A 24422-nucleotide genomic window follows, 5' to 3' on the forward strand; every position below is an offset into this window, starting at 1 on the left:
TTTTTGTCAAGGGGGTGAACCCGCGGTGAGCCTGATGGTGGATCCGAGCCTGAACTGGATCTTCTACATCATCGCGGGTGACGCCTGGCCGCAGGGCGACGAGGACGCCATGCGCGCGCTGGCCGACGAGTGGGACGACGTTGCCCGGCGCGTGGCCGAAGCGGGCACCGGCTTCAACCAGATCGCGGGCCGCGTGGCCGCGAACGTCGGCGGCGACGTGCAGAAGAACTTCGTCGACTTCGCCAACAACCTCGGCACGATGGGCACGGACTTCATCGCGGCCGCGCAGGGCCAGGCGCAGGCGTTGCGGGCGCAGGCGCTCGACGTCGAGAAGTCCAAGTACAGCATGTTGATCGCCATCGCGATCACGGCCGCCGACATCATCTGGGCGATGTCGAACCCGTTCACGATGCCGCTGGTGCCGGAGATCTTCGCGGCGGGGCGCACCGCCATCGTGGAGATCGAGCGGACGCTCATGCAGCGCCTGATGAACCTCGCGACGCACCTCGCGGAGGCCGCCGCGGAGGAGGCAGCGGAAGAGATCGCGGAAGAGATGCTCGCGCAGGTCATCCAGATCGCGCAAGGCAACCGCCACGGCCTCGACGGCAAGGCCATCATGCAGTCCGGCGTCCTGGGCGGCATCGGCGGCGCGTTCGCCCACAATTTCCACGGCGCCATGAACAAGTTCGACAACAAGTTCGGCACCAAGTTCGGCAAGAACGTCTGGGGCGCCGCCGCCAACGAGGCCACCACCGAAGTCGTCGTCGGCGGCGCCGGCGCCGCCATCTTCGGCGGCGACACCGACAGCCTCGGCTGGGGCGCCCTCAACGGCGGCCTCTCCGGCGCCGCCTCCCACGGCGCCCACCACGCCGGCCAATCCCTCCACGACAAACTGAACGCCGGCGGCGACGGCCCGACGGCCAAAGGCCCGAACGGTCCGGGGGATCTGGGCGGGATCAGCGGGAATCCGGGTTTGGAGAACCTGTCGGTGCCTCCGCCTCCGCCCCCGGCTGCCGGCGGTTCTGGCGGCAACGGCTCTGGTGCCTCCGGCGGCTCTGGCGGCAACGACGGCTCGGTTGGCTCTGGCGGCTCTGCCGGCGCTGGTGGCAACAACGGCTCTGTCGCCAACTCGGGCGGCGGCGCCAACTCCGGCTCCGGCGACACGGGCGGCGCCAACTCCGGCTCCGGCAACAACACCGCCGGCGGCAACACCGGCGGCAACACTGGCGGCGCGAACACCGGTGGCGCGAACACCAGCGGCGGCACAACCGGCGGAACCAACTCGAGCAACGGCGCAACCGGCGGCGCGAACACCGGCAGCGGCGCGAACTCGGGCGCTGGCAACACTGGGACTGGGACTGGGAACGCGGGAAACGCCGGCGCGGGCAACACAGGTGGCGGCAACACGGGCGCCGGCAGTTCCGGCAACGCGGGTGCAGGAAACACCGGCAACGCAGGTGGCGGCAACACGGGCAACACGGGCGCCGGCAGTTCCGGCAACGCGGGTGCAGGAAACACCGGCAACGCCGGGGCCGGTGGCACCGGCAACCCTGGTGGCGGTGTCACGGGCGCCGGTAACACCGGTAACACGGGTGCAGGTAATACCGGAAATGCCGATGGCGGCAACGCCGGTGGGAGCAACACTGGCAACGTCAGCGCCGGCAACACCGGCAACACGAGCGGCGGCAACTCCAGCTCAGGCAACACAAACACCAGCACCGGCAACACCGGCCCGGCCGGCAACACCGGAGCCGCAAACACCAGCGGCGACAACTCCGGCGCCAACAGCAACACCGGCACCGGAAACACCGGCTCCACCGGCGGCCTCAACGGCAACCCGAACACCGGCGCAAGCAACACGGGCACTGGCAACACCAACTCGGGTGTGGGCAACACCGGCACGGGTAACATGAACACCGGCACGGGTAACACCGGCTCCACCAACACTGGAACCGGCAACACCAACACTGGCCCGGGAAACACGGAGACCGGCAACACCAACAGCGGCACAAACAACACCGGCGCGAACGGCTCCGGCACCAACACCGGCGACACTTCGGTACCGCCGCCATCAGCGCCGAACTCGGTCAACACCGGCAGCCCGGTGCCGCCGCCCTCGGGCCCGGGCGGCGTCAACTCCGACACCGGCCACACAGCCACCCCACCGCCCTCCACCGCCGGCGACCACTCGGCCACCCAGAACGACCCCGGCCTCCCCGGCTTCGGCGGCAACCAGAACACCGGCGCTCCGCCCAACACCCCCACCAACGGCAGTGCCACCCAGACCCCGAACACCACCACCGGCCCCAACACCACCAACACCGGCACAGGCTCGAACACCTCGGGCACCAACGTGAGTTCGAACAGCAACATCAACACCATTCCGAACGCGACCTCGGGCAACACAAGTTCGAACAACAACATCACCAGTGGGCCAAACAACACCGCCGGCACCACCGCGGGTCCGAACATCAACACCGGCACGGGCCCGAACAACACCTCAGGCACTGCGGGTTCGAACAGCAACATCGGCGCCGGTCCGAACACCAACACGGGTTCGAATGCCGACGCCAGTACCGGTCCGAACACCACCTCGGGCACCAACGCGAGTTCGAACAGCAACACCGGCAATGGCCCGAACACCGCCTCCGGCACCAACACAGGCTCAAACAACAACACCGGCACCAACACCAACACGAACCCGAAATCCACCGGGAACACCAAGACCAGCCTGAACACGACCTCCGACCCAAGCGCGACCAAGTCGGTGCCGCCTCCGGTGGCCGGCAGCGTCGGTGGCGTCAAGTCGACTTCGGGACCCGATCAGACCCCGGGGAACCTCTCCACCGGCCCGAACGCCAAGACCAGCTCCGACGACCCGAACCCCACCCCGGCCGCCCAGGCGAACACCTCCCCGACGCCGGCACCCCAAAACCTCACCCCCACGCCGGCGCCGAACCAGAACACTTCGCGCTCGCCGACTCCGTCCGAGAACACTTCTCCATCGGCGAATCGGGCCGGGAACACTTCGCCCTCGCCCACTCCGGCCGAAAACACCTCACCGGCTCCCAAGTCGAGCGAGAACCTCTCGCCGAACCCGAACCTGGCGACGAACCCGAACGTCTCGCCGACCCCAGCGCCAACCTCGTTGAAGACCTCACCGACCCCGACGCCGGACATCAAGACCGAGACCGACTCCGACTCGGCTACCGACATCAATGTCGACCCGAAGCAGGATCTGGCCACAGACACCAAGTCCGAGACCGCTGTCGACTCGGCGAGTGATGTCAAGACCGAGCCGAACTCGAACCTGACGACCGACACAAACGCCGACTCCAAGGAGGACTCGGCCACTGACATCAGGTCCGACCCCACGCCGGATTCGGACACCAAGACCAACACCAACACCAACCCCGAGACCAACACCAATCAGAACCCAGCCGCCAACCAGGACCCAGCCGCCAACCAGGACCCAGCCACCAACCCCACCCCCCGCCGCAACCGCCACACCCCCGCCGAAGCGCCCAGCAAGCAGGGCCCCGCCAAGACGGACCCGAACACCCGCGACACCGGCCTGGTCGAAGCGGCACTCCGCAGCGCACACGTCCAATCCGCCAAAGTGGACAGTGCGAAACCCTTCCTCACCAAGGCCGACATCAAAGCCGCGACCGACTCGCTCATCACCAAGGTCACCGAGAACCCCGGCAACTTCGACTTCACCTCGCTCAAGCCCAACGGCCTCGGCGACTGGGCGGTCAAGAACCTCGACTCCCGTCAGCTCAAGGACATAGCGCCGGACCTGGAGCCGGAAAACAAAGACGCCGATGACGCGACGCACATTCGCAGCTGGCGCAAGGCCGTGTCGCAGGACTTGGCCGGGCCGTCGGGCAAGCGGTGGCAGGATGTGCGCACTGCGGTGAGCGGCAAGCTGTCCGACGGCGACCGTCAGGTGCTGGACCACATCACGACCGAGGTCAACGAGAACGGCGAGCTGCCGACGTCCGCGGACCTGGTCGTCAAGGGGCTGCGGACGCCGTCGTGGCATGACTCTGTCGTCGGGAAGCGGTTGCCGCAGGCGGTGGCGCATGCGTTGGACGTGCGGTTGATCGTGGAGCGGGGCGGGCCGGATCACACGTCGCGCTACGGGAGTGAGAACAATCCCGAGGTGCGCGTTCGCAACCAGGACGGGCAGTTCGGGGCGCTGGGTGGGCCGTCGCGGCGGGAGATGGTGCGCGGGTTCGAGGCGGCGCTGAGCGACCTCGACGCCGACCAGGTGCGCGACATCGTGGTGGACCTCGCGACGAACCAGCGTGACAACGACGTCAACGATCCCGCCGCGCGGTTCGAACGCATGCGGCAGGCGCTGGTCCAAGGCAACTCCGACGTCCTGACCAACGACCTCAACAAAGACTTCCTCGAAGGCGCCAAACGCATCCTGCGCCTCAAGCAGGCCGTGGCCTACCGTGGCGGCCCGAACGAGTTCACGAAGGCGTTGCGGGACAAGCGAAACGACGTCACCACCCGCATCGGCGACCTCAAGGCCGAGGGCAACACCCTGGCCAAGCGCTTCCTCGGTGAAGACCAGGACACGCGCGACCAGCGCGAACAGCTGATCACCAGTCTCGAGCAGATGCAGGAGGAGCTCACGAGCCGCATCCTGCTGCTGGCGGCCGACAAGCGGACCCTCGACAACCTGTACCTGCTCGACCAGCACGTCGACGGCCCCGACGCCGACAACCTCGCCCGGCTGCGGCCCAACCAGCTCAAGTCGCTCGACACGCACCTCAACCAGCAGATCGACGCCGCCACCAAGGCCGGCTTCGACACCACGCACCTGAAGACGCTGCAGCAGCGCGTGCAGGACGAGCCGACCGTGCGCCAGCTCGTGAACAACATTCCGGTCACCGGCACCCAGCACTTCGAGAACCTCGCCGAGCAGACCGCCGACAGCCTGGCAAGCCTGCGCGAGGACCAGAAGAACGTCGCGCTCGACACGGGCCTGTGGAGCCTCCTCAACCACCTCGACACGAAGGAGAACGCCGACTACCGCGCCCAGCTCGACCAGGAGATCAGCCAGACCGAGGACCACCTGTCGGATCTGCAGCGCAAGATCGACCTGATCAAGAACCCCGACTACGGCATCCGCATCTCCCGCAGTGCGCGCATCTTCAACAACATGCAGCACCTGGAGACGTTGACCACGGAGGGTAAAGCCAAGGCGGCGGCGGAAAAGGCGGCACTCGCGGCCAACCGGAACCCGAACCCGGAGTCCACACCGGACATCAGGCCGGTGGAAGGTCCCACGCCCGGCACGAAGTCCACAACGGACACTTACCAGGACCAGCACGTCAACCAGGACATAGACCAACACTCGAGCCAGGACAACAACCAAGACTCCACTCAGGACCAGAGCCCGGACAACAACCAGGACCCAACCCCCGCCGACCTCGGCCCCGACCTCGAACGCGAAGTCTTCGAGTCCTCCCTCTACGGCATGGACCGCTCGGGCCTCAACGCGCTCCACACCCTCTACCTCGACGACCCCATGCGCCTCCCCGAGGTCCAGAAGATCCTCAAGTACGACAAGATCGCCCTCTCCGAAGGCGGTCTCGACGGCCACCTGAAGAACCTGCAGACCTCGATCGACGACGTCACCAAAGACCTGCAGGGCCTCAAGAACGTCAAGGACCAGCTGCCCAACCGCCTGAAGACGGACTCGATGATCCGCGACCAGGCCGAGCGCAACCAGCAGCGCGAGTTCCTCAACCGGCGCCTCGACCGCCTCAACCAGCAGGTCGAACAGCTCAACCAGAACCGCGCCGCCGTGCTCACCGTTTACGGGCTGCACGTCGGCAACGACCCGAAGTCGTGGGGCTGGCGTCAGGTCGGCGACCAGGACCTGCCGGCGATCGCCAACCACGTCGCGCAGCAGATCACCGCCGCGCAGCTAGTGGGGGACCCGACCGAGCACCTCGAGAATCTGCTCGAGACCGTCACGAACATGATGGTCAACGGCCGTCCGCCGGCGCCGTTCTCGCCCTCGGGTGCGCCGCCGAAGCCGCACGGTGACAACAACCAGCCGAACCCCGGGCAGTCGCCCAAGGATCTCCCCGGTCCCAAGGACTGGGGCAACCGGCGCGACACGGCGCCGTCGTCACGGCTCGTGCTGGAGCGGTTCGACCCGAAGAAGGCGATCGCGCAACAGTTCTCCGGCAACCGCGACGGCCTGAAGGACGGCCAGCTCGAAGGCGCCGTGATGCACATCCGCTACGACGTGCGCCGCTTCGAGACCTCACCCGGCAACTGGGTGCGCGAGTTCACCGTGCCGCTGGACCTCACGTCGTCGTCGAACTCCGTCTCGATCGACCAGCGAACTCAGCTCGCGCAGGACCTGCAGACCCACCTCGACAACACCGTCAACCAGCACTACCGCCTGCCCAACGGTGACCAGCTCCACGTCACCGTCGACGCCCGCGCCAACAACACCGTCGACCCCGCCGACGACAACTGGACCTCGGACCCGGCACGCAGCGTCCCGGTCAACATTCACGACACCGCTGTGGACCCCAAAGCGCCTCGCACCAACCAGACCAACTGGGACGTCAACGACAACCCCACCGGCCTCACCCACGAGGTCATGCACTTCCTCGGCCTCGGCGAGGGCTACCGGAACGACACGCTGCTGTTCAACCGCACCGACCAGCCCGGCGTGATGGGCCGCGATGCCTGGTCCGACACGTCGCTCACGGACGACAACCTGGCCAAGATCGAGGACATCTCGAACCAGGCCGTGATCCACGACCACCACCTCGGCGACCCGGACGCGAAGCCGAACCGCCCGTACCAGCCGCCGCAACGCGCCACCGAGTCCACTTCGGACCACCCGAACCTTCACACCCCGACCGAAGCGCCGAGCACCACGGTCGACATCAACGGCAAAACCCTCACCGTGCAGCACAGCACGGTGATCCCCCGTGACGTCCTGCGCCCCGCGCAGGGCACGATGCTCGGCACCCACGGCATCGAGGGCGTCTACGTCGGCGGCCACGAAGGTCCCGACAACTTCCGCCGCGCCGTCATCGCGAGCATCTCGCAGGACGCGCCCAGGGAACACCAGCGCATCACCACGAACCTTCGCGCCAACACCGACACCGACCTCGACGCCATCGCCCGCGCCGCCAACCTCCGCGTCCACGTCCTGGAACAGAACGGCAGCTGGACCAGCCACGGCCCCGAAACCGGCCGCCCGGTCCACATCGCCAAGGCCGAAGTGGACGGCAAGGACAGCTACCTCGGTACGAAGGAAAACGTCCACATCGGACGCCAGAACGTCAGCTACCCCGGCCCGTCGGTCGTGCTGACGAAGAAGGACCTCGCGGCCAACACGTTCGACCGCGAGAAGCGCAAGGTCCTCAACCGCGGCGAGTTCGAGATCGAGACGATCCGCGGTGAGCAGTACGTGCGGATGTACACCGCGGTGCTCAACCCGGCGAAGCCCGGATCGTTCAAGGATGTGCACCAGGACGACGAGGGCAACGTCAACGTCTTCGGCGGCGCCGGCAAGGCCGACATCTTCTGGGTCGGCGGCGGACGGCCCATGCGCGCGGTGCAGTGGACGTCGAAGTACGAGACCGACCCGAACTTCCAGCCGGGCATGCAGCCGGTGCTGCGTTCGTTCCTGGTGCCGCTCGACACGTTCACCAAGGTCAGCCGCGAAGCGACAGTCGAGGGGCTGCCGGACAACAAGCTCGCCATGAACGTGGACCAGACCGGTGATGTCAACCAGTTCGGCCTGCGCGGCGAGCACTTCACCGCCATGCGCGACGCCGCGCTCAAAGGTTCGCTCGTCACCTACTCCGCCAACCAGACCTACGACCACTCCGAGCTGGCCGGCCGCCAGGAGGACATCGCCGACCTCTACTCGCGGCTCGGCCTGCCGCCCGATTTCCAGTCCGACGCGCTGGGCAAGGACAACGACCCGTGGTTCGGCTGGACGACCGACAAGGGCCAGGACCGCAAGTACTTCCGCAACGACCCGCAGGACCTGCGGGCGCTGGCCACGAAGCTCTCGGACCTCTACCACACGCACCAGGAACTGAAGGGCGGGAAATCCTGGGACGCGTACTTCACACCGCACTCCGACTCGATCCCCAGTGACAAGGAGAAGCCCGGCAAGGACGGTGGGAAGCAGGCCCCGCCGAGCACCGTCGAGCAGCGCCGACAGGACCTCAACGTCTTCCTCAACACCCGGGGCCCGTCCGGTTCGGTCGTCAAGCAGCTCACCGACGGGATCGGCCGCACGCTCGGCGAGAAGCTCGACCAAGGCCCGGGCACGGTTGCGCTCGACGGCATCAAGGTTCGCGATGAGGTCCTGACGGCCGCGAAGAACCTCGGCGGCATCCTCAAGGACGTCGTCAACAAGGAGTTCCGGGCACTGCACACAAACCCGGTCACCAAGTTCGTCTCGCCCGACGCCAAGATCGAGACGATCGCCAAGATGCGCGAGGTGATGGCGAACGAGGAGCTCGTGGCCGCCATCGCCAAGAACACGGCCGACCAGCTGGTGACCACGACGCTCGATTCCCTGGGCGCGAATCGCGGGATCGACGGCTTCAAGCAGAAGCTGACCACGGCCGTCGAAAACGCCGTGAAGCAGCAGTTCACCGTCACCGACGGGAAGTTCAGCGACAAGGTCGAGCAAGGGTTCGCGGACAACGAGGGTGCGAAGAAGAACTACTTCGCCGGCAACCGCGCCGACGCCGTCGCGGCCGAGGTCTCGGCCGCTCTGAAGAACGCCGACCTGGCCCAGGACGCGAGGGATTCCGGCCTCGGGTTCGACCGGGAGACCGTGAAGCAGCGCCTGTCCGACGGCGTACTGCCCGACGCCGTCTCCGAAGTGACGACGCAGCACCTCGTCGGCCTCGACTCGAAGCAGCTGCAGGAAGTGTTCGAGAACGGCCTGCAGGACGCGGCGGCCAAGTTGCGCACGAGCATGGACAAGGACCCCGTGCTCAAGTTCACCACCACCGCGCAGCGCGAGGCCCTCGCCGACGAAGCCGCGAGGGTGCTCAACCCCGAGACGGTCAAGGGCATCACGTTCAAGCCCGTGACGCAGGAAGACGCCGACGCGTTCATGGCGAAGGTGCCCGACTACGCCACTCAGGCGGAGATCGGCGCGGCTATCGCCACCGACGAGAAGCGCGTGAAGGTCGACTTCAACACCCGCGAGAACGCCTATGACCCGGCCACCAAGCAGGTCGACTCGAAGACGTTCGACAACGAGTACGGCGCCTGGTCGCAGGGCGCGACCCGCGGCCACACGCAGTTCCACCCGGCCGGTGAGTTCGGCCGGCACCAGGACATCGGCCGCGGCCTTGACACAGTGATCGGCGACGAGCTCGCGAAGACCGACGACGACCACCGCGGTGCCCAGCGGATCCTCGACCACCTCGTCACCCGGCTCGACAGCCGGCCGGACGGCAGCACGCCAGACGCCCACGAGTCGATCGTGCGCAAGTTCAACGAGGTCGTGAAGGCCGAGGGCAAGCACAACCGCTACCGCACCGGGACCAAGACGAACCCGAACACCTTCGGGGAACACGCCCAGATGGTGCTCAACCAGTACCTGCGCCTCACCCGAGGCGAACACGACGCCGACCGGTTCGTGCCCCGCGAGACGCTGGCCAAGGCGATCCTGTTCCACGACATGGAGAAGCTGAACTCCAAGAACCAGTACGGCGCCGGGCAGGAGCAGCACGACAACGAGCCGGAGCACCGCGGCGCCGTCGAGCAGATGAACCGCCACGAAGGCCTGTGGAACTCCGCCCGCGATTTCCGCATCGCCCGCGAAATGGTGGACGCCGACCCGTTCGGCTTCTACTTCCGCGGCAAGGACGTCAGCGCCCAGCAGGTGCACGATTTCATCGAGAACCTCGCGAAGGACGTCGGCCGGCCCGGCGGCGGGCCGGTGCGGGCCACCGACGTGAAGAAGCTGTTCGACGAGTTCCACCAGTACTACCAGGCCGATTTCTCGTCGTACTTCGCCGACAGCCACTTCGTCCACAATGGCAAGGTCGAGGCCTTCGGCGCCAAGTCGGCCCTGTCGGGGATCAAGGAGGAGCGGAAGAACGGCCCGCTCGTCACCACGGACGGTGGCCACCGCTTCGAGTACGACCCGGACTACGCGCAGAAGTACGACGAGCTCAAGCAGCTCTTCGACGACGACGTGCGGCGGGAGCAGGAAGAGCAGGAACGCGTTGTCACCGTCGCCGACGACGATCCGGTGCCCGACACCCGCTCGCTCACCGACCGGCTGCCCGAGTACGCCAAGAAGGGCGAGGCCCTCGGCTCACTCGTGCCGATGAACCCGCAGGGCGTGAAGCAGGTCGGCGACACCATCAAGCGCCTGGTCACGTCACTCGACTCCCGCAGGAACCCGCCGGACCCGGTGGGCATCGACGCCATCACCGGCACGCTCGACAGCGCCGCCTTCGAGTCGTTCCTCGGACCGGGCCGCAAGTCCATGGTGCGCGTCGGGGAGAAATGGTACGAGGTCCACGTGCGGGCCGAGCTCGACCTGGACGCGGTGCAGGCCGACGAGATCGCGAAGCAGCCGCACGCCACGATCAGCGACGTCAACGACCAGACGCAGGCCACGCACGCCCAAGGCCAGAACGACACGATCGCGCGGACCGTGGGCACGTCGTACTTCGCGCTGATCCCGCCCGGCGCCTACGTGTCGGTCGCGCCCATGGTGCAGCTCGCGACGGCGGCGCAGACGCACACGTCCACCGTCACGGGCACCGAGCAGCGGGTGGTGCGCTCGGCCGGCGACGTGGACGGTGCCGACGTCAACGTGAAGTACTCGATCACCGTCACCGACCAGGTCGGCGGGCTCACCGGGTCCACTGTGGACGGCAAGGTTTCGCTGCTGTGGTCGCAGGACCTCGGCAACCTCGAGCCGGACGCCGAGGCCAAGGGTGACCCGAAGCCCGGCTGGGCCGAGAACATCGAGCTGCTCGCGCCCGAAGCCGTGCTGCTCGACGAGCAGGCACTGTTCGACAAGGTGGCCAAGCGGCTGCACCCCTCGGTCACGAAGTTCGGGGCGCCCGGGCGCCAGGCGTTGCGCGAGTTCGTCAGCGGCGGTGGGATCCGGGGTGTCCTCGGTACGGCGTTGCAGGGCGGCCCGGTCGTGTCCAGCGACCTGCTCAGCCCCCACGGCAGCCACCGCGACGCCGTGCAGCTGCAGGCGCGGCCGAAGGACGTCGAGCTCGTCGGCGTGGTGCCGGGGGACAGCGAGCTGCGGTTCAACGACTCGTCGGTGAACGGCGGGGCGACGGCGGCGGCGTCGAAGTCCGGAATGGACCTGTCCGTGACCGTCGGCGGTGGCTCTTACCTGCCGGGCAAGGTCGGTGGCCTCGTCGGCGTCAGCGGGTCCGTCTCGTCGAAGGTCACCGAGACGGCGATGGGCGGCACCAGCGTCACGGCGAAGAACACGGTGGAAGCCAAGGGCGACATCGGGATCTACAAGGTGAAGGTGGACGTCGACGTCGTCACCTCGGCCGGTGAGGTCGAGACCGTCGAGGCGACCGCGTACGTCCGCATGGGGCTGCCCGAGGCGAAGGCCCAAGGCCTGCCCGTGCCGGCGGACACGCGCGAGAAGCTCACCGACGTCGGCAAGCGCTACGAGCCGCCCTACCTCGCCGCGGCCGCCGCCGCGGGCCACGTGCGCACCGGCTCGTTCACGCCGGCCGCGAAGGTACAGCCGCAAATCGAAAACGCGCTTCGCGACCGGCCCGGCATGGCGAAGTTCCTGCCGCGCTGGGACAAGTTCCAGGCCGACGACAAGAGCTCCAGCCGCGACATCGCGGAGCGCTTCGCCAACCTGCGCAAGCTCACGGCCACGTTCTCACCCGCGGCACTCAAGGCCAAAATGGACACTCTGCTCGGCCCCGGCGTGTCCGTGCAGCTGAAGCGGCGCGGCCTGTTCACCGACGAGTACATCAGCGTCACGGTGAAGGCCAAGCTGTCGCCGGGTCGGCACCTCGGGCAGGCCACCGGGCGCTCGGTCAAGGGCTCGGTCGCCACGGCGCCGTCGCTGAGCAGTGCGACCACTGTGGACAAGAGCTGGTCGGTCGGGCTGGAAGGCCGCATGGTCATCCCGCAGCCCACGGCGATCGCGAGCTCCAGCATCAGCCCCGCGGTCGTGCCGATCCAGTACTCCGACGCGTACAGCTGGAAGAACTCCGGCGGCCCCACCGTCACGACCACCACGAGCCTTTCCGGCAGCCCCGACTCGCAAGTGTTCGAGCACGACGTGGAGTTCGAGGTCGAGATCACCAGCTACACCCGCAACCGCCCGTGGGTGAAGCGCCTGACGCCGGGTTCGCCGTTCCGCGTGACGCCCAAGGTGTCCACTGTGGCCAAGACCGGAGACCCGGCGCTGCCGAAGATCTCCGGCAAGGTCGACCTGTGGGTCAACGACGGTTCGGCGCTGAAGAAGGACCCCGGCGACTTCCTGCCCGGCAAGCCCGGCACCACCGTGCTGAACAAGAACGACACCCCGACGATCGATGACATGCTGGCCGGCCCCCAGCCCGACCAGCCGAAGTTTCTGCACGTCGAAGCGGTCACCAACACCGAGGCCCTGCGCGACGAGGCCCTGCGCCAGCTGGAGCGCGCGTCCGACGGCGACGGCGTGCTCGGCCTGTCCGGCGGCGAGGCCCGCAAGCGCGTGGACCGGATGTTCTCGCCCGAGACGTTCCGCGGCGGCCTGCCGAAGTTCCTGCGCCAGGGCGCGCGGGCCGGCGGCTTCCGCTACGAACGGCGCGTGGCCGACCGCGTCGGCGGGCTCGGCATGAACGTGGCGCTCAGCAACCCGAAGGTCGTCGTGGCGTCCGACGCGGGCGGAAGCGAGACCACGTTCGCCGGTGGCGCGAAGGCCGCGTTCGAGCAGACGCACAAGCAGGCGCTCGAGGGCAACGTGCAACTCGGCGTCACCATCCGGCCGGACGGCAGCATGGCCGCCGCCCACGGTCAGGGGCAGGTCTACGCGTCGGCCAAGTGGAGCCCGTGGACCCGCACATCGGGCGGCTCGAAGGAGGTCAGCGCGAGCGTCGACCACCTCAATCGGGCCAATGCCAAGGGCCGCACCGTGCTCGTGCAGTACGACGCCGACGTGCGGCTGGTCGCCGAGACGCGCCAGGAGAGCCTGGTCAACGGCTCGACCTCACGTGCCGGCGCCGACGTGAAGCTGCCCGGCGCGGTGTACGTGCGCATGTCCGAGGACCAGGCCCGCGAACAGGGCCTGCTGCCGAAGGTCGAGCCGCGCACCGAGCCGCCGGGCAAAATGGCGCCGCCCGCGCTCGTCGGCCGCGACTCCAGCGCGCTGGGCGCTGCCGTGGTCGAGGACGCGCCCGACCTGTCGCAGCTCGTGCGCGACGCCCGGGCCGCGCTGGGCCGCACCGGCGACAAGCTGCTGCCGAAATCGGTGCTCGACGACTCCATGACCAACTTGCAGCGCACGCTCGATCTCGCGTCGCCCGACGCCGTCACGTCCCTTGTGGACAGTGCGCTCGACGGTGGCGCGCCCCTGCTGCTGCACGACGCCGGCGTGCTGTCCACCGACACCTACCAGGTGCTCCTGAAAGCGACGATCACCGACACCGAGTTCCTCGACGTCGTCCACGACGGCGGCGAGATCGACCACGTCGTGAGCGCCGCCGTGACGGACAAGGAGAACGCCGGCCACGGCTCGTCCTACGGCGGCCAGTTCCGCGGCGCAGGGCGTGGCCTGTTCAGCGACACCAAGCCGGACGTGAGTGGCTACGAGGGTCTCACACTCGGCGTGTCCGGCTCGAAGACGAAAACCGACCAGACGGTGTCGGCCACCGCGACGACCAAGGGCTCCAAGGCTTCGCAGAGCGGCCCTGCCGTGCGCCACCGCCACAAGGTGAAGTTCGAGCTCGTGGTGCAGCGCGGCGGCAAGACCTACCCGGTCACCGCGCAGAACGCGAACGTGACCGTGCGCTCCGCGGCCGACGACCACAAGATCAGCACCGAGGGCCAGGCGCTGAAGGCCCACGAGCCGCGCACGACCGAGCTCACCGCCGCCGACGCGACACCCGAGAAGCTCGCCGAATGGCAGGCCCAAGGCGTGGGCAAGCTGCCGCCGTCGGCGCACACCGAGGGCGTGCGTGGGTCTGCCGCCGTGCAGGCCGGGGCCGAGCGCGCGCTGCGGCTCGCCGGCGCCGGCAACGGCCTCACCGGCCGGGGCACCGGCGCCAACAACACGCTGGTCACGTCGCTGACCAACGAGATCCTGCAGGGCCACCTGCCGAACATGCTCGACGGCCCGCTCGCCGCACCCGACCTCCACGAAGCGTCGCTGATCAAGAACGGCCACGGCAGCGTGAAGGTCTACTCGCGCCTGGTCAAGCCCGACCTCACGGCCCTGAGTGACACCGTGAAGCTGGAGCGCACCGACCAGACCACGGCCACGTTCACGGGCGAGGCGAAGGAGGCGCTCAGCGGCGAGAACCAGTACCTGCCCGGCGTCGGCGGCGTCACCGACCCGAAGGACAACTCGCACTCGTGGAGCGGCGCGGACATCCGCAACCCGGCCGCGATGAGCGATCCGACGGCGACTGTCGCGGGTGGACAGCGGTCCACCGTCGCGAAGCCGAAGGGCCGCAGTGGGCTCGTCGGGTTCGACGTGGAGTACCGGGTGGTCGCCGACCTCGGTGGCGGTCGCACGGCGGCCGTCGAGGTGAAGGTGCCGGCGTCGGCCCTGGTCCGCATGTCCGATGTGGACCTCGAAAAGCTGCTGGGCGAAGCGCTGCCGGACGCGATCACCAAGGCACAGGACGCGGTGAAGGACGCGGCCTCGGACTGGCGCAAGGCGGAGGAGGCCGTGGAGACGGCCCAGCACGAAGCCGATGACCGCTGGCTCGACGAGCGCGACAGCGTCAAGACGTTGACCAAGGACGCGAACGGGCTGGCCGTCGAGACCGACGCCGACCCCGTGCGCGAGCTGCGCCAGGCCCTGGCCGACGCGGAGAACGACGCCAAGGACGCCGGGCGTGAGCTGCGCGAGGGCAACGCCGAGATCACGCGGCTGCAGGACGTCCCGGAACAGGCGCTGGCCCTGGCGTCGGTCACCGACGAGGGCTCGCCCGAGCGGCAGCAGCTGCTGGACCAGGTCGCCCGCGCGGAGCAGGGCGTGCGCGACATCCGCGCCGCGCAGCCCGCGCTCGTGCGGCGCCGCCAGGACGCGCAGGACCGCGCGGAGCAGCTGGCCAACGTCCTCGACTCCTACCGAAACGACAACTCCGACTTCACCTCCCGCCGTGAAGACGCGCTGCGCCAGGTCCGGAAGGCGCGCGAGAAGGCCGACGAGGCGCGCAAGAAGTGGTGGCAGGCCAAGGAAGAGGTCGACTGGCGGCTCGCCACGCACCTGTGGCCGGCCAAGAAGGTCGAGTCCCGTTTCGACCCGCGTTCGACCGAGCACGTTGTCGAGGCCCCGGACACCGCACCCGACACTGGGCCCGCGACGATCTCCGGCTGGGACGTCAACGCGGACCGGCCGTACGGCTTCGACGTCAACGACGTTCAGCTGCATCAGGTCACGGACCGCTCGGGCAAGGTCGTCGCGGTGTCGTTCCTGCCGGCGGCGGAGCAGACGTCCGCGGTCGAGCACGACTGGATTGCCGACAACTCCGGTGAGGTCTCTTCGCTCGACGAGGGCGTGACGTCGAAGACGCTCGACCCGGTCGTTGCCGAGGCTCGCCGCCACGGAACCACGCCTGACCTGGGCGGACGTCAATTCGGTGACTGGGCCGCGAAGTCGCCCGCGCCGTGGGGCACCGACACCGGCGACACGTTCTTCGTCTTCGCCCACGGCAAACCACAGTCGGTGAAGCTGACGCTGGTCGGCGGGCAGACCGTGCGGGTGGACGGCACGACGTTCGCGCGGATCGTCGCCAACTCGGCGCCGTTCGCGCAGGCCGGGCCCAAGTCGTCGGTCACGCTCATCGCGTGCAGCACCGGCCAAACCGACGGTCCCGGCGGCGTGGCCCACGACTTCCAGCGCGCGCTGAGCGACCTCGGTGGGCCGGCGACGGTGCACGCGCCGACGAAACCCACGCTGTTCGGTCGCGACACCGCGACGCTGGGCAAGGCGCTCGGCTCCACCGGCGCGTTCACCGCGGTCACGGACGGCGGGCACTTCCGGACGTTCGGTGGCAAGCCGGGTGACGAGGCGATCGTCGCCCTCGTGCACGAACTCGACACCAACCCCCGCACCGAACCGCCGGCCGGGCCGATCGCGCCGGCGGACCACGACGGCACGCTCGCGCTCGCGTCCACAGTGGAGCGGCAGCTGGCCGACACCGCCGCCCGCACCGGCGAGCTGCGGCTCACCGACGTCCACGACCTCGTGGCCCGCCACGAGCGGCCCGACGTCGTCTACTCGGCCGTGCTCACCCACCTGGCCTCGGGCAACACGCCGGTACACACCGTGGTCGACGCCCGCCGCGACCCGGACACCGGCGAGTGGACGCGCGTGCCGCTGCCGCCGATGGCGCGTGGCCTGATCACGGTGACGGGCAAGGGCACCTGGAGCACCGACGAGCTGGCCCGGCCCGCTCGGCTCAACCCCGCGTGGACCGAAGGCCCGGCGCGCGAGACCACCCACCCGCGGCCCGACGCCGCGCACTACGCCGAGACGCTCGCCGAGCACCACCTCGACGGCGAGCCGCTGCCGGCGGTCACCGTGCCCGCGGACCGCGTGGACCACTTCAAGGCCGACGTCACGCGCCTGCTGGGCGAGCGCGGCTTCGGCGACCTGGCGTTCGACCACTTGGTGTACGCCGACCACACGCGCCTGACCGGCGAGGTTGTCGGCGAACCGGGCATGACAATCGACTTCGCGCCCGGCGCGGTCACCACGACCGTGCTGACCGACCACACCGGCACCGCGCGCGGGCTGACGTTCCTCGACCCCGCGGAGGCCGCGAAGGTTCAGACCTGGCTGCGGCAGACCCGGGGCGAGAACCTGGTGGTCGAAGCCGATCCGGACGAGATGCGTGCCTTCGCCACCGGCGCGGCGAACGACCTGCGCGGCCGCGGGCCCGGCGACGGCGGCATCCCCGTGCGCACACCGTGGGCCGACGAATTGGCCGAGGTCCGCACGTTCCTCGTCACCGGCCACGGCGAGGAAAACCGCGTGAGGGTCGCCGTGACCGGCCCGGACGGCACGCGGCGCGAGGTCTACGTCGACGGCGAGACGCTCGCCCAGATCGTCACGGCGTCGCCCGAGTTCACCGACGCGCAGCCGGATTCGGTCACGCTGTTCCAGTGCGCGGCGGCCCGGCGGCTCGGCCCCGGCGGGGTCGCGCACGACTTCCAGGCGGCGCTCGAAGCCCGTGGCGGGCCGTCGATCGTGCACGCGGCCACCGATTCCGTGCTGGCCAACCACCGCGACGACAGCCCCGACGACGAACCGTCGGCCCCGCTCTTCGGCGCTCGCGACGACGCGTTCACCGCCGTGGTCCGCGGCGGGCACTGGGAGACGCTCGGCCGTCCCCTCGACGCGGACGCCGTGGTCGACGAGCTCACGAACGCGTTGCTCAAGAACTGGCGCTACGCCCGGGTTCCCGCCACGGGAGGCCCGGTCCGCCTCGCCGACCGCGCCCGCACGCTGTACCTGGCGGCCGAGGTCGTGAACGCCGTCTACGACCGTGCGCCCGACGACGAGGTGCAGGCGCTGCTCGGCCGGCACGAGGATCCCGAGCTGCTCGCCGCCGTGGTCAACGAGTACCTACGGGCGACGGTCACGCCCGACGAGGTGCCGCCGTACACCTCCGCCGCCGAGCTCACCCAGGACCTGCGCGCGGCCTCGGCCGGCCACGGACCGGCGCCGGACGGCGCGCCACTGCTCGGCCCCGACCTGTTCGGCCTCTACCGCGCGCCGGAGCCGCCCGGCTTCCTGCGTGGCCACGACTACTCGAACCTCACCGCGGGCCAGGGCCTCGCGCTGCTCGACACACTTGACCTGACCCGGGGCGTGCCGGTGCTGCGCGACCACGCGGACCCGGCGAACCTGCCCGACCTGAGGGACTGGACGATCGAGCACACGCGCGCCGACGACCGGCTGTCCGCGTGGGCGCCCGGCGACGTCGAGCCGTTGGAAAAGACCACGTCGACGCCGCTGCTCATGCACGCCATCTGGCTCGGCGGGCCGCTGCGCGACGCCGGCACGATGCGTGCGTTCCGCGAGAACTTCGGCGGCGCGGCCGCGCGGCTGCACGACGGTGTCGTGCCCGTGCTGTGGACGGACGTCCCGCGTTCGCAGATCGAGCTCGCGCTGACAACCGAGCCGCCGGCCGAAGGCCCCGACCCGCTGGCCGACGTGCGCGACTTCGTGAACTGGGCGCAGCAGCACCACGTGCGGCTCGTGAACGTCGACGAGGTGTTCTCGAGCGAGAACCCCATGCTGCTCAACGAGTTCTACCACTCCGAGACCGGCAAGCTGACCGGTCCGGGCTACGCGGCGGCCAGCGACATCCTGCGCATGGAGCTGATGAACCGCTTCGGTGGCCTCTACACCGACGGCGACAACGTGGTGGAAAGCCTTGAGGACCTGTTCCACGCGGCGACCTCGCGCGAGGGCTACGCGACGCACCGCATCGGCATGAACGTGGCCAACTCGGCGTTCGCGATGAGCAAGGGGCACCCGTTCGCTCGCGTGCACCTCGACGTCGTGCGCGAGAACTACGGCAAGACGCAGCGCAACCTCCTGCCGCCCGAGGCGTACGACCTCCCGCCGGCGTTCTTCCAAATGCCGCAGGGGCGCGTGCACCGCAACTCGATCATCGTTCGCACCGGGCCCTCGGCGCTGTCGGGCACTGCACGGCGCATCGGTCTGCCGTCGGCGTTCGAACTGCCTGAGATGACCGACATCCGGATGAACAGCGACGGCAGCTGGCTCAAGCCGCCGGCCGCGGGGGCGCGACCGGTGTCGGGGCGCGACGAGACGCTGGAGCTGACCCAGCACGTGGTGCAAAGCCTGGTGCGCGGGCTGTACAACCGCGCCGGTGACCTGCACCTGACCGCGGTCGAGCCTGCCGTGCGCCGCCACGCCGACCCGGACCTGGTGTGGGACGCGGCGCTGGCGTTCCTCGCGGCGGACCCGGACCTGGCGCCGCTCGTGCGCACGGTGACCGACCAGCACACCTACACCGGGACCGACCACGACGTGCGGCTGCCGGCTTCCGCGCGGGCTTTGCTCGACATCAATTCCGACCGGGTGCACCGCACGCTGGGCGAGGTCCAGCACGGGGCTACGCTGCGGAACCCGGACGACGCCGTGTTGGTGTCCGATGTGGACAATCCAGTGGAGATCGGCGCGCGGGAGCTGGCGCGGGCGTTGCGGGCGGTCGACGGTGAGCCGCCCGCGATCCACGTGACCGGCGGCGACCGTGCGCAGGCACGCGAGGCCGCGCGGGCGCTGGCCGGGCACCTCGGGCGTGAGCTGGGTGATCGCGACCTGCTGGCGCGGGTGCCGGTGAAGATCCGGGTCGCCGAGGGTTCGGGTGTCACGGTGTCGTTCCGGCCGGTGCGGGGTGCCGCGGTGGAGTTCTCGCTTGGTTCATCGGCCGCTCCCGCCGTGTTCGGCGGTGTCGACGGGCAGCCGTACTCCTCGGATTCGGTGCCGTTCAGTGACTACCGCGGTGCGAACCCCGGCGTGGTCACGAAGATCGACACCCTGCCCGAAGGCAGTGCCGAGCTGACGCAGGCGGCGGACCGGCCGCCGACGCTCGTGCTCGCGTCGGGTGCACTGGCGGACGAGTTCACGCAGCACGTGCGATCGTCCGGAATGGACCTTCCGGTGCACGCCACGCCCACGCCGTCGCCCGACAACGTCGTGGACACCTTCCCGGCCGTCTCCTACCTGGTTTCCGGTGACCACACGCTGACCGAAGACGACCGGCGCACGATCGCCGAACTCGGCCAGGCTGCCGAACACGGCTGGTGGTACCGGCCGTCGATCCCGGCCGGCCCGGTGAGTCTCGACGACCGCACCGGCACGTTGGCGCTGCTCAGCGGCGCGGTCACCGCGTTGCGTTCGGGCGGGACGGCGCTCGACCTCACGGCCGCCGCCGACGTCGTGGCCCGCCACGAGCAGCCTGATCTCCTGTGGACGGCGGCGCTGGAGCTGGCGTCGCGCAACGTCGACGTGCGGAACGTGATCGACCACCGGCTCGTCGACGGACGCTGGCAGCAGGTCCGGCTGCCGGAGTCGGCACGTGAGCGGTTCACGGTGACGGGCAAGGGCGTCTGGCGCGGCGGCGCGGTGTCCCGGCCCGTGCGCCTGAACACCCAGCCCGGCCCGGCGAGCGACTTCGACGTCGAACCGGTGTCGCTGCCGCTCGACGAGTCCGTCGCGCGGTGGATCGCGGAGTCGACAGTGGAACGCGCGGCCGACGGACTGCCGGCGCCTCGCGCCCAGGTGAGCGGCCCGGACGACGTGCGCGTCCAGTTCGCCGCGCAGGTCCAGGCTTTGCTGGCGGACCTGACGCCGGCCGGGGTCACGCCGCACGCGGCGGCCTCGATCGTGACCACCGGCCCGGGTGCCGAGGCCATGGCAACGATCTCGCTGCCTGCGAACGCGGCACCGTCCACGCTGTCCGCCGCCGAAACCGCCGTCGCCGTGGGCCTGGCCGAGGAGTACACGCTCCTGCAGTTCCACGGCGTCGCCGACACCCTGCTCGCCAAGCCCGGCCGTGCCGCGGAAGCGCTGCTGGACCTGGCCAACGAGGTCGCCCACGGCACGGACGTCGGCCGGGCCGCCGACGCCGTCGAGGTCCTCGACCGCCACGGCGCCCTCGACGCCGCGTTGGACAACGGCCTGCTCCTCGCCCAGTTCCGCAAGATCCTGGGCCACGCGGACGCCGAGTCCTACGCCCGCGACCTCGCCACGGCGATTCGCGCGTTCGCCTCGGAAAAGCTCGCGACGGACGTGCTGAAGGAAGCCGTGCGCGGCGCGCTGGAGGGCTGGCGCGGCGGGCCGGGTACGTTCGAGCAGCGCGTGGAGCGGACCCGCGACACGCTGTGGGTGATGCGGCGCCTGCACTTGAGCAGCCTGGCGTGGCTGAACCGCTGGCGCACCGCCGAGCACATCCGGCAGTACGCCGCGCGCATGAAGGAGCAGGCGGCGAAGCAGGACGTGATGCTGGCCAAGGTGGGTGAGGCGCAGGACGCCTTCCTCGCCTCGGTGGGCGAGCCGCACGCGAGCGGAGGAGGCGCCGGCGATGGCGAATGACCAGTGGGTGCTGCTCGTCGACCCGGCGTGGGCGCCGTCGTCCACCGACGACGGCGCTGAGGTCGCGGCCCCGCCGCTGGCCGCCGTCGTGGGTGGCTGGCTCGCCGGTGAGGACGGCGCGGTCGGCCGCTTCGAGGCGAACCCCGCCTACGAACCCTCGGGTCCTGGCTCGCCGAGCGACCCGCTCGACGCCGTGCTCCGCCTGGTCGCCCGCGGTGACGCCGAAGCCGACCAGCTCGCCGCGATCCTGCGGGAGTCGACTGTGTCGGTCGCCCTGGATGTGGACGACGTGCCGCTGGTGGCGCCTTCGCCGGACAACATCCCGTGCGTCCTCGCCACCACGGCCCCGGTGCACCGCACCCGCGTCCGCGCGGCCGGCTGGCTGCCCGTCGCCGCGCGCGACCTGCCCGCGTTGCTCGAGGCTCACAACGGCGTTGACCTGCTGCTGAACCCCGGCGCCCCAGGGTGCACCCGTCTGCTGGCCGACACCGTCCGGGACGCGCTGGCCGGCTGACCGTGTCACACTCGAGGTGATGGCTGATCTCCGGAACCGGGTAGCTCTGGTGGCCGGCGCGACCCGCGGCGCCGGGCGCGGCATCGCGGCGGCCCTCGGCGAAGCCGGCGCGACGGTGATCTGCACCGGCCGCAGCAGCTGGGAACGCGACGGCCATTCCGACTACGACCGCCCCGAGACGATCGAGGAGACGGCCGCGCTCGTCACCAGCCTCGGCGGCACCGGCGTGCCCAGTCAGGTCGACCACCTCGACCACGAGCAGGTGCGCGTGCTGGCCGAACGCGTGCGCCGCGAACACGGCCGGCTCGACGTGCTGGTCAACGACATCTGGGGCGCCGAGCGGCTCAAGGGCGGCCCGGCCGACTGGAACACACCGATCTGGGAGCACGACCTCGACGACGGCCTGCGGATCCTGCGCCTTGGCGTGGAAACGCACCTCGTGACCTCGCACTACCTGTTGCCGCTGCTCGTTTCGCAACCCGGCGGGCTCCTGGTCGAAGTCACCGACGGCACGCTGGAGTACAACGCTTCCCAGTACCGGATCTCCGTGTTCTACGACCTCGCGAAGGCCTCGGTGAACCGGCTCGCGTTCTCGCAGGGCCACGAGCTCGCGGCACACGGCGGCACGGCCGTCGCGATCACACCAGGCTGGCTGCGTTCGGAGATGATGCTCGACAACTACGGCGTCACCGAGGAAAACTGGCGCGCCGCCTTGGAACCTGACCGCCCGGACGGCCTTCCGACTGCCCCGCCGCCCTTCGCGCAGTCCGAGTCGCCGCGCTACGTGGGCCGCGCGGTGGCGGCGCTGGCCGCGGACCCGGAGCGCGCGCGGTGGAACCAGCGGTCGGTGAGCTCGGCGGAGCTCGCGCGCGAGTACGGCTTCACCGATGTCGACGGCTCGCAGCCGGACAGCTGGGCATGAAACGCGTTTCGCGTTTTCCGGTACGGGAGTCCGTGAATTTCGGCATTATCGGGCACATTTGAGAATGGCTTGAGGTTCGCAGCTCAAATCAACCCTAAGTTATCGCCGCTCCCGTTGCGGCCGGATGCGGTCCGACCACATCATGATCTGGCACGACACAGTGGTCGGCCGACCCTGCGTCACGACACGCACTTTGTTGTCAGAACAGGGGAATCACATGTCGCCCTCGGATCAGACGGCGGTCGCCGAGCCGCCGGAAACCTCGTTCAAGCACGAGGAAGCCGGGTACCACAAAGGACTGAAGAACCGTCAGGTCCAGATGATCGCGATCGGCGGCGCCATCGGGACCGGTCTGTTTCTGGGCGCCGGCTCGCGCCTGCACGGCACCGGTCCGGCGCTGGCCGTCGTCTACGCGGTGGCCGGGATCATCGCGTTCTTCGTGGTCCGTGCGATGGGCGAACTGGTGATGCACCGGCCGTCTTCCGGATCCTTTGTGTCCTATTCGCGTGAATTCCTCGGCGAGAAAGCCGCGTTCTTCGCCGGCTGGATGTACTTCCTGAACTGGGCCACGGCGGGCGTCGCCGACGTGACCGCGGTGGCCAAGTACACGCAGTTCTTCTGGCCGGACCTGCAGCAATGGATTCCCGCGCTCATCGCGTTGTTCGCGATCCTCGCGGTGAACATGGTCTCGGTGAAGCTGTTCGGCGAACTCGAGTTCTGGTTCGCCGCCATCAAGGTACTCGCGCTCGTGGTGTTCATGGTCGTGGCGATCTTCGTGTTGATCAGCCGAACGCCCGTCGACGGCGTGGTGACCGGCCCGAGCCTGATCACCGGCAATGGCGGCCTGTTCCCGACCGGTGTGCTGCCCGCGTTGCTGATCCTGCAGGGTGTCGTGTTCGCCTATTCCGGCGTCGAGATGGTCGGTGTGACCGCCGGCGAGACCGCCAACCCGCGCAAGGTCATCCCGAAGGCGGTCAACTCCGTCGCCTGGCGCATCGGCATCTTCTACGTGGGCTCTGTGCTTCTGCTGGTGATGGTGCTGCCGTGGACGGCGTACAAGAGCGGGGAGAGCCCGTTCGTCACGTTCTTCTCGAAGCTCGGCATCCCCGCGGCCGGCGGCATCATGGACGTCATCGTGCTCACCGCGGCGCTGTCCAGCGTGAACTCCGGCCTGTACTCCACCGGGCGAATCCTGAGGTCGCTCTCGATCGCCGGCTCGGCCCCGAAGTTCACCTCGAAGATGAGCAAGAGCGGCGTCCCCTTCGGCGGCGTGCTCCTGACCGCGGCGGTGTACGTGCTCGGCGTGGTACTCAACTTGGTGGTGCCCGGTGAGGCCTTCGAGGTGGCGCTGGAGTTCTCGGCGCTGGGCATCATCGGCATGTGGTCGATGATCGTGATCTGCCACCTGGCGATGACTCGCAAGGCCGCGCGCGGCGAGATGTCCAGGCCTTCGTACCGCCTGCCGGGCGCGCCGTACACCAACTACGTGACGCTGGCGTTCCTCTTGCTGGTCCTCACGATGAGCTGGTGGGGCGGCACGACCGGCCGGATCCTGATCTACAGCATTCCGGTGCTGGCGTTGGTTCTGGTCGCCGGCTGGCTCGGGGTCCGCGGCCGCGTCCGCCGGATCGCGGCGGAGCGGCAGGACGAGCTGACTTAGGTTC

4 protein-coding genes are annotated in these 24422 nt (G+C 69.4%); all 4 read left to right on the forward strand.

Annotation, left to right across the window (positions count from 1 at the left end; all coding sequences use genetic code 11):
- The first annotated feature begins 34 nt into the window (after nt 1-34).
- The 4 genes from AB0M56_RS02225 to AB0M56_RS02240 all read left to right on the forward strand — a co-directional run bounded on the left by AB0M56_RS02225 (nt 35) and on the right by AB0M56_RS02240 (nt 24418).
- Entirely contained in the window at nt 35-21322 is a 21288-nt protein-coding gene (locus AB0M56_RS02225; protein WP_364170041.1) for a TcdA/TcdB catalytic glycosyltransferase domain-containing protein, read from the forward strand.
- Nucleotides 21312-21836: a type VII secretion system-associated protein gene (locus tag AB0M56_RS02230; RefSeq protein WP_364170044.1), complete on the forward strand. Its 525-nt coding sequence runs from the start codon at nt 21312-21314 to the stop codon at nt 21834-21836. The genes AB0M56_RS02225 and AB0M56_RS02230 overlap by 11 nt, the downstream gene beginning before the upstream one ends.
- A 19-nt stretch (nt 21837-21855) precedes the next feature.
- Nucleotides 21856-22758, forward strand: a complete 903-nt coding sequence (locus tag AB0M56_RS02235) for an SDR family oxidoreductase (protein ID WP_364170047.1) — start codon at nt 21856-21858, stop codon at nt 22756-22758.
- 217 nt (nt 22759-22975) lie between these two features.
- Nucleotides 22976-24418, forward strand: coding sequence for an amino acid permease (locus AB0M56_RS02240; RefSeq protein ID WP_364170049.1), 1443 nt, complete (start codon nt 22976-22978; stop codon nt 24416-24418).
- The last annotated feature ends 4 nt before the right edge of the window (nt 24419-24422 follow it).

The organism is Amycolatopsis sp. NPDC051372 (assembly GCF_040682095.1).
In the GTDB taxonomy this organism is placed as follows: domain Bacteria; phylum Actinomycetota; class Actinomycetes; order Mycobacteriales; family Pseudonocardiaceae; genus Amycolatopsis.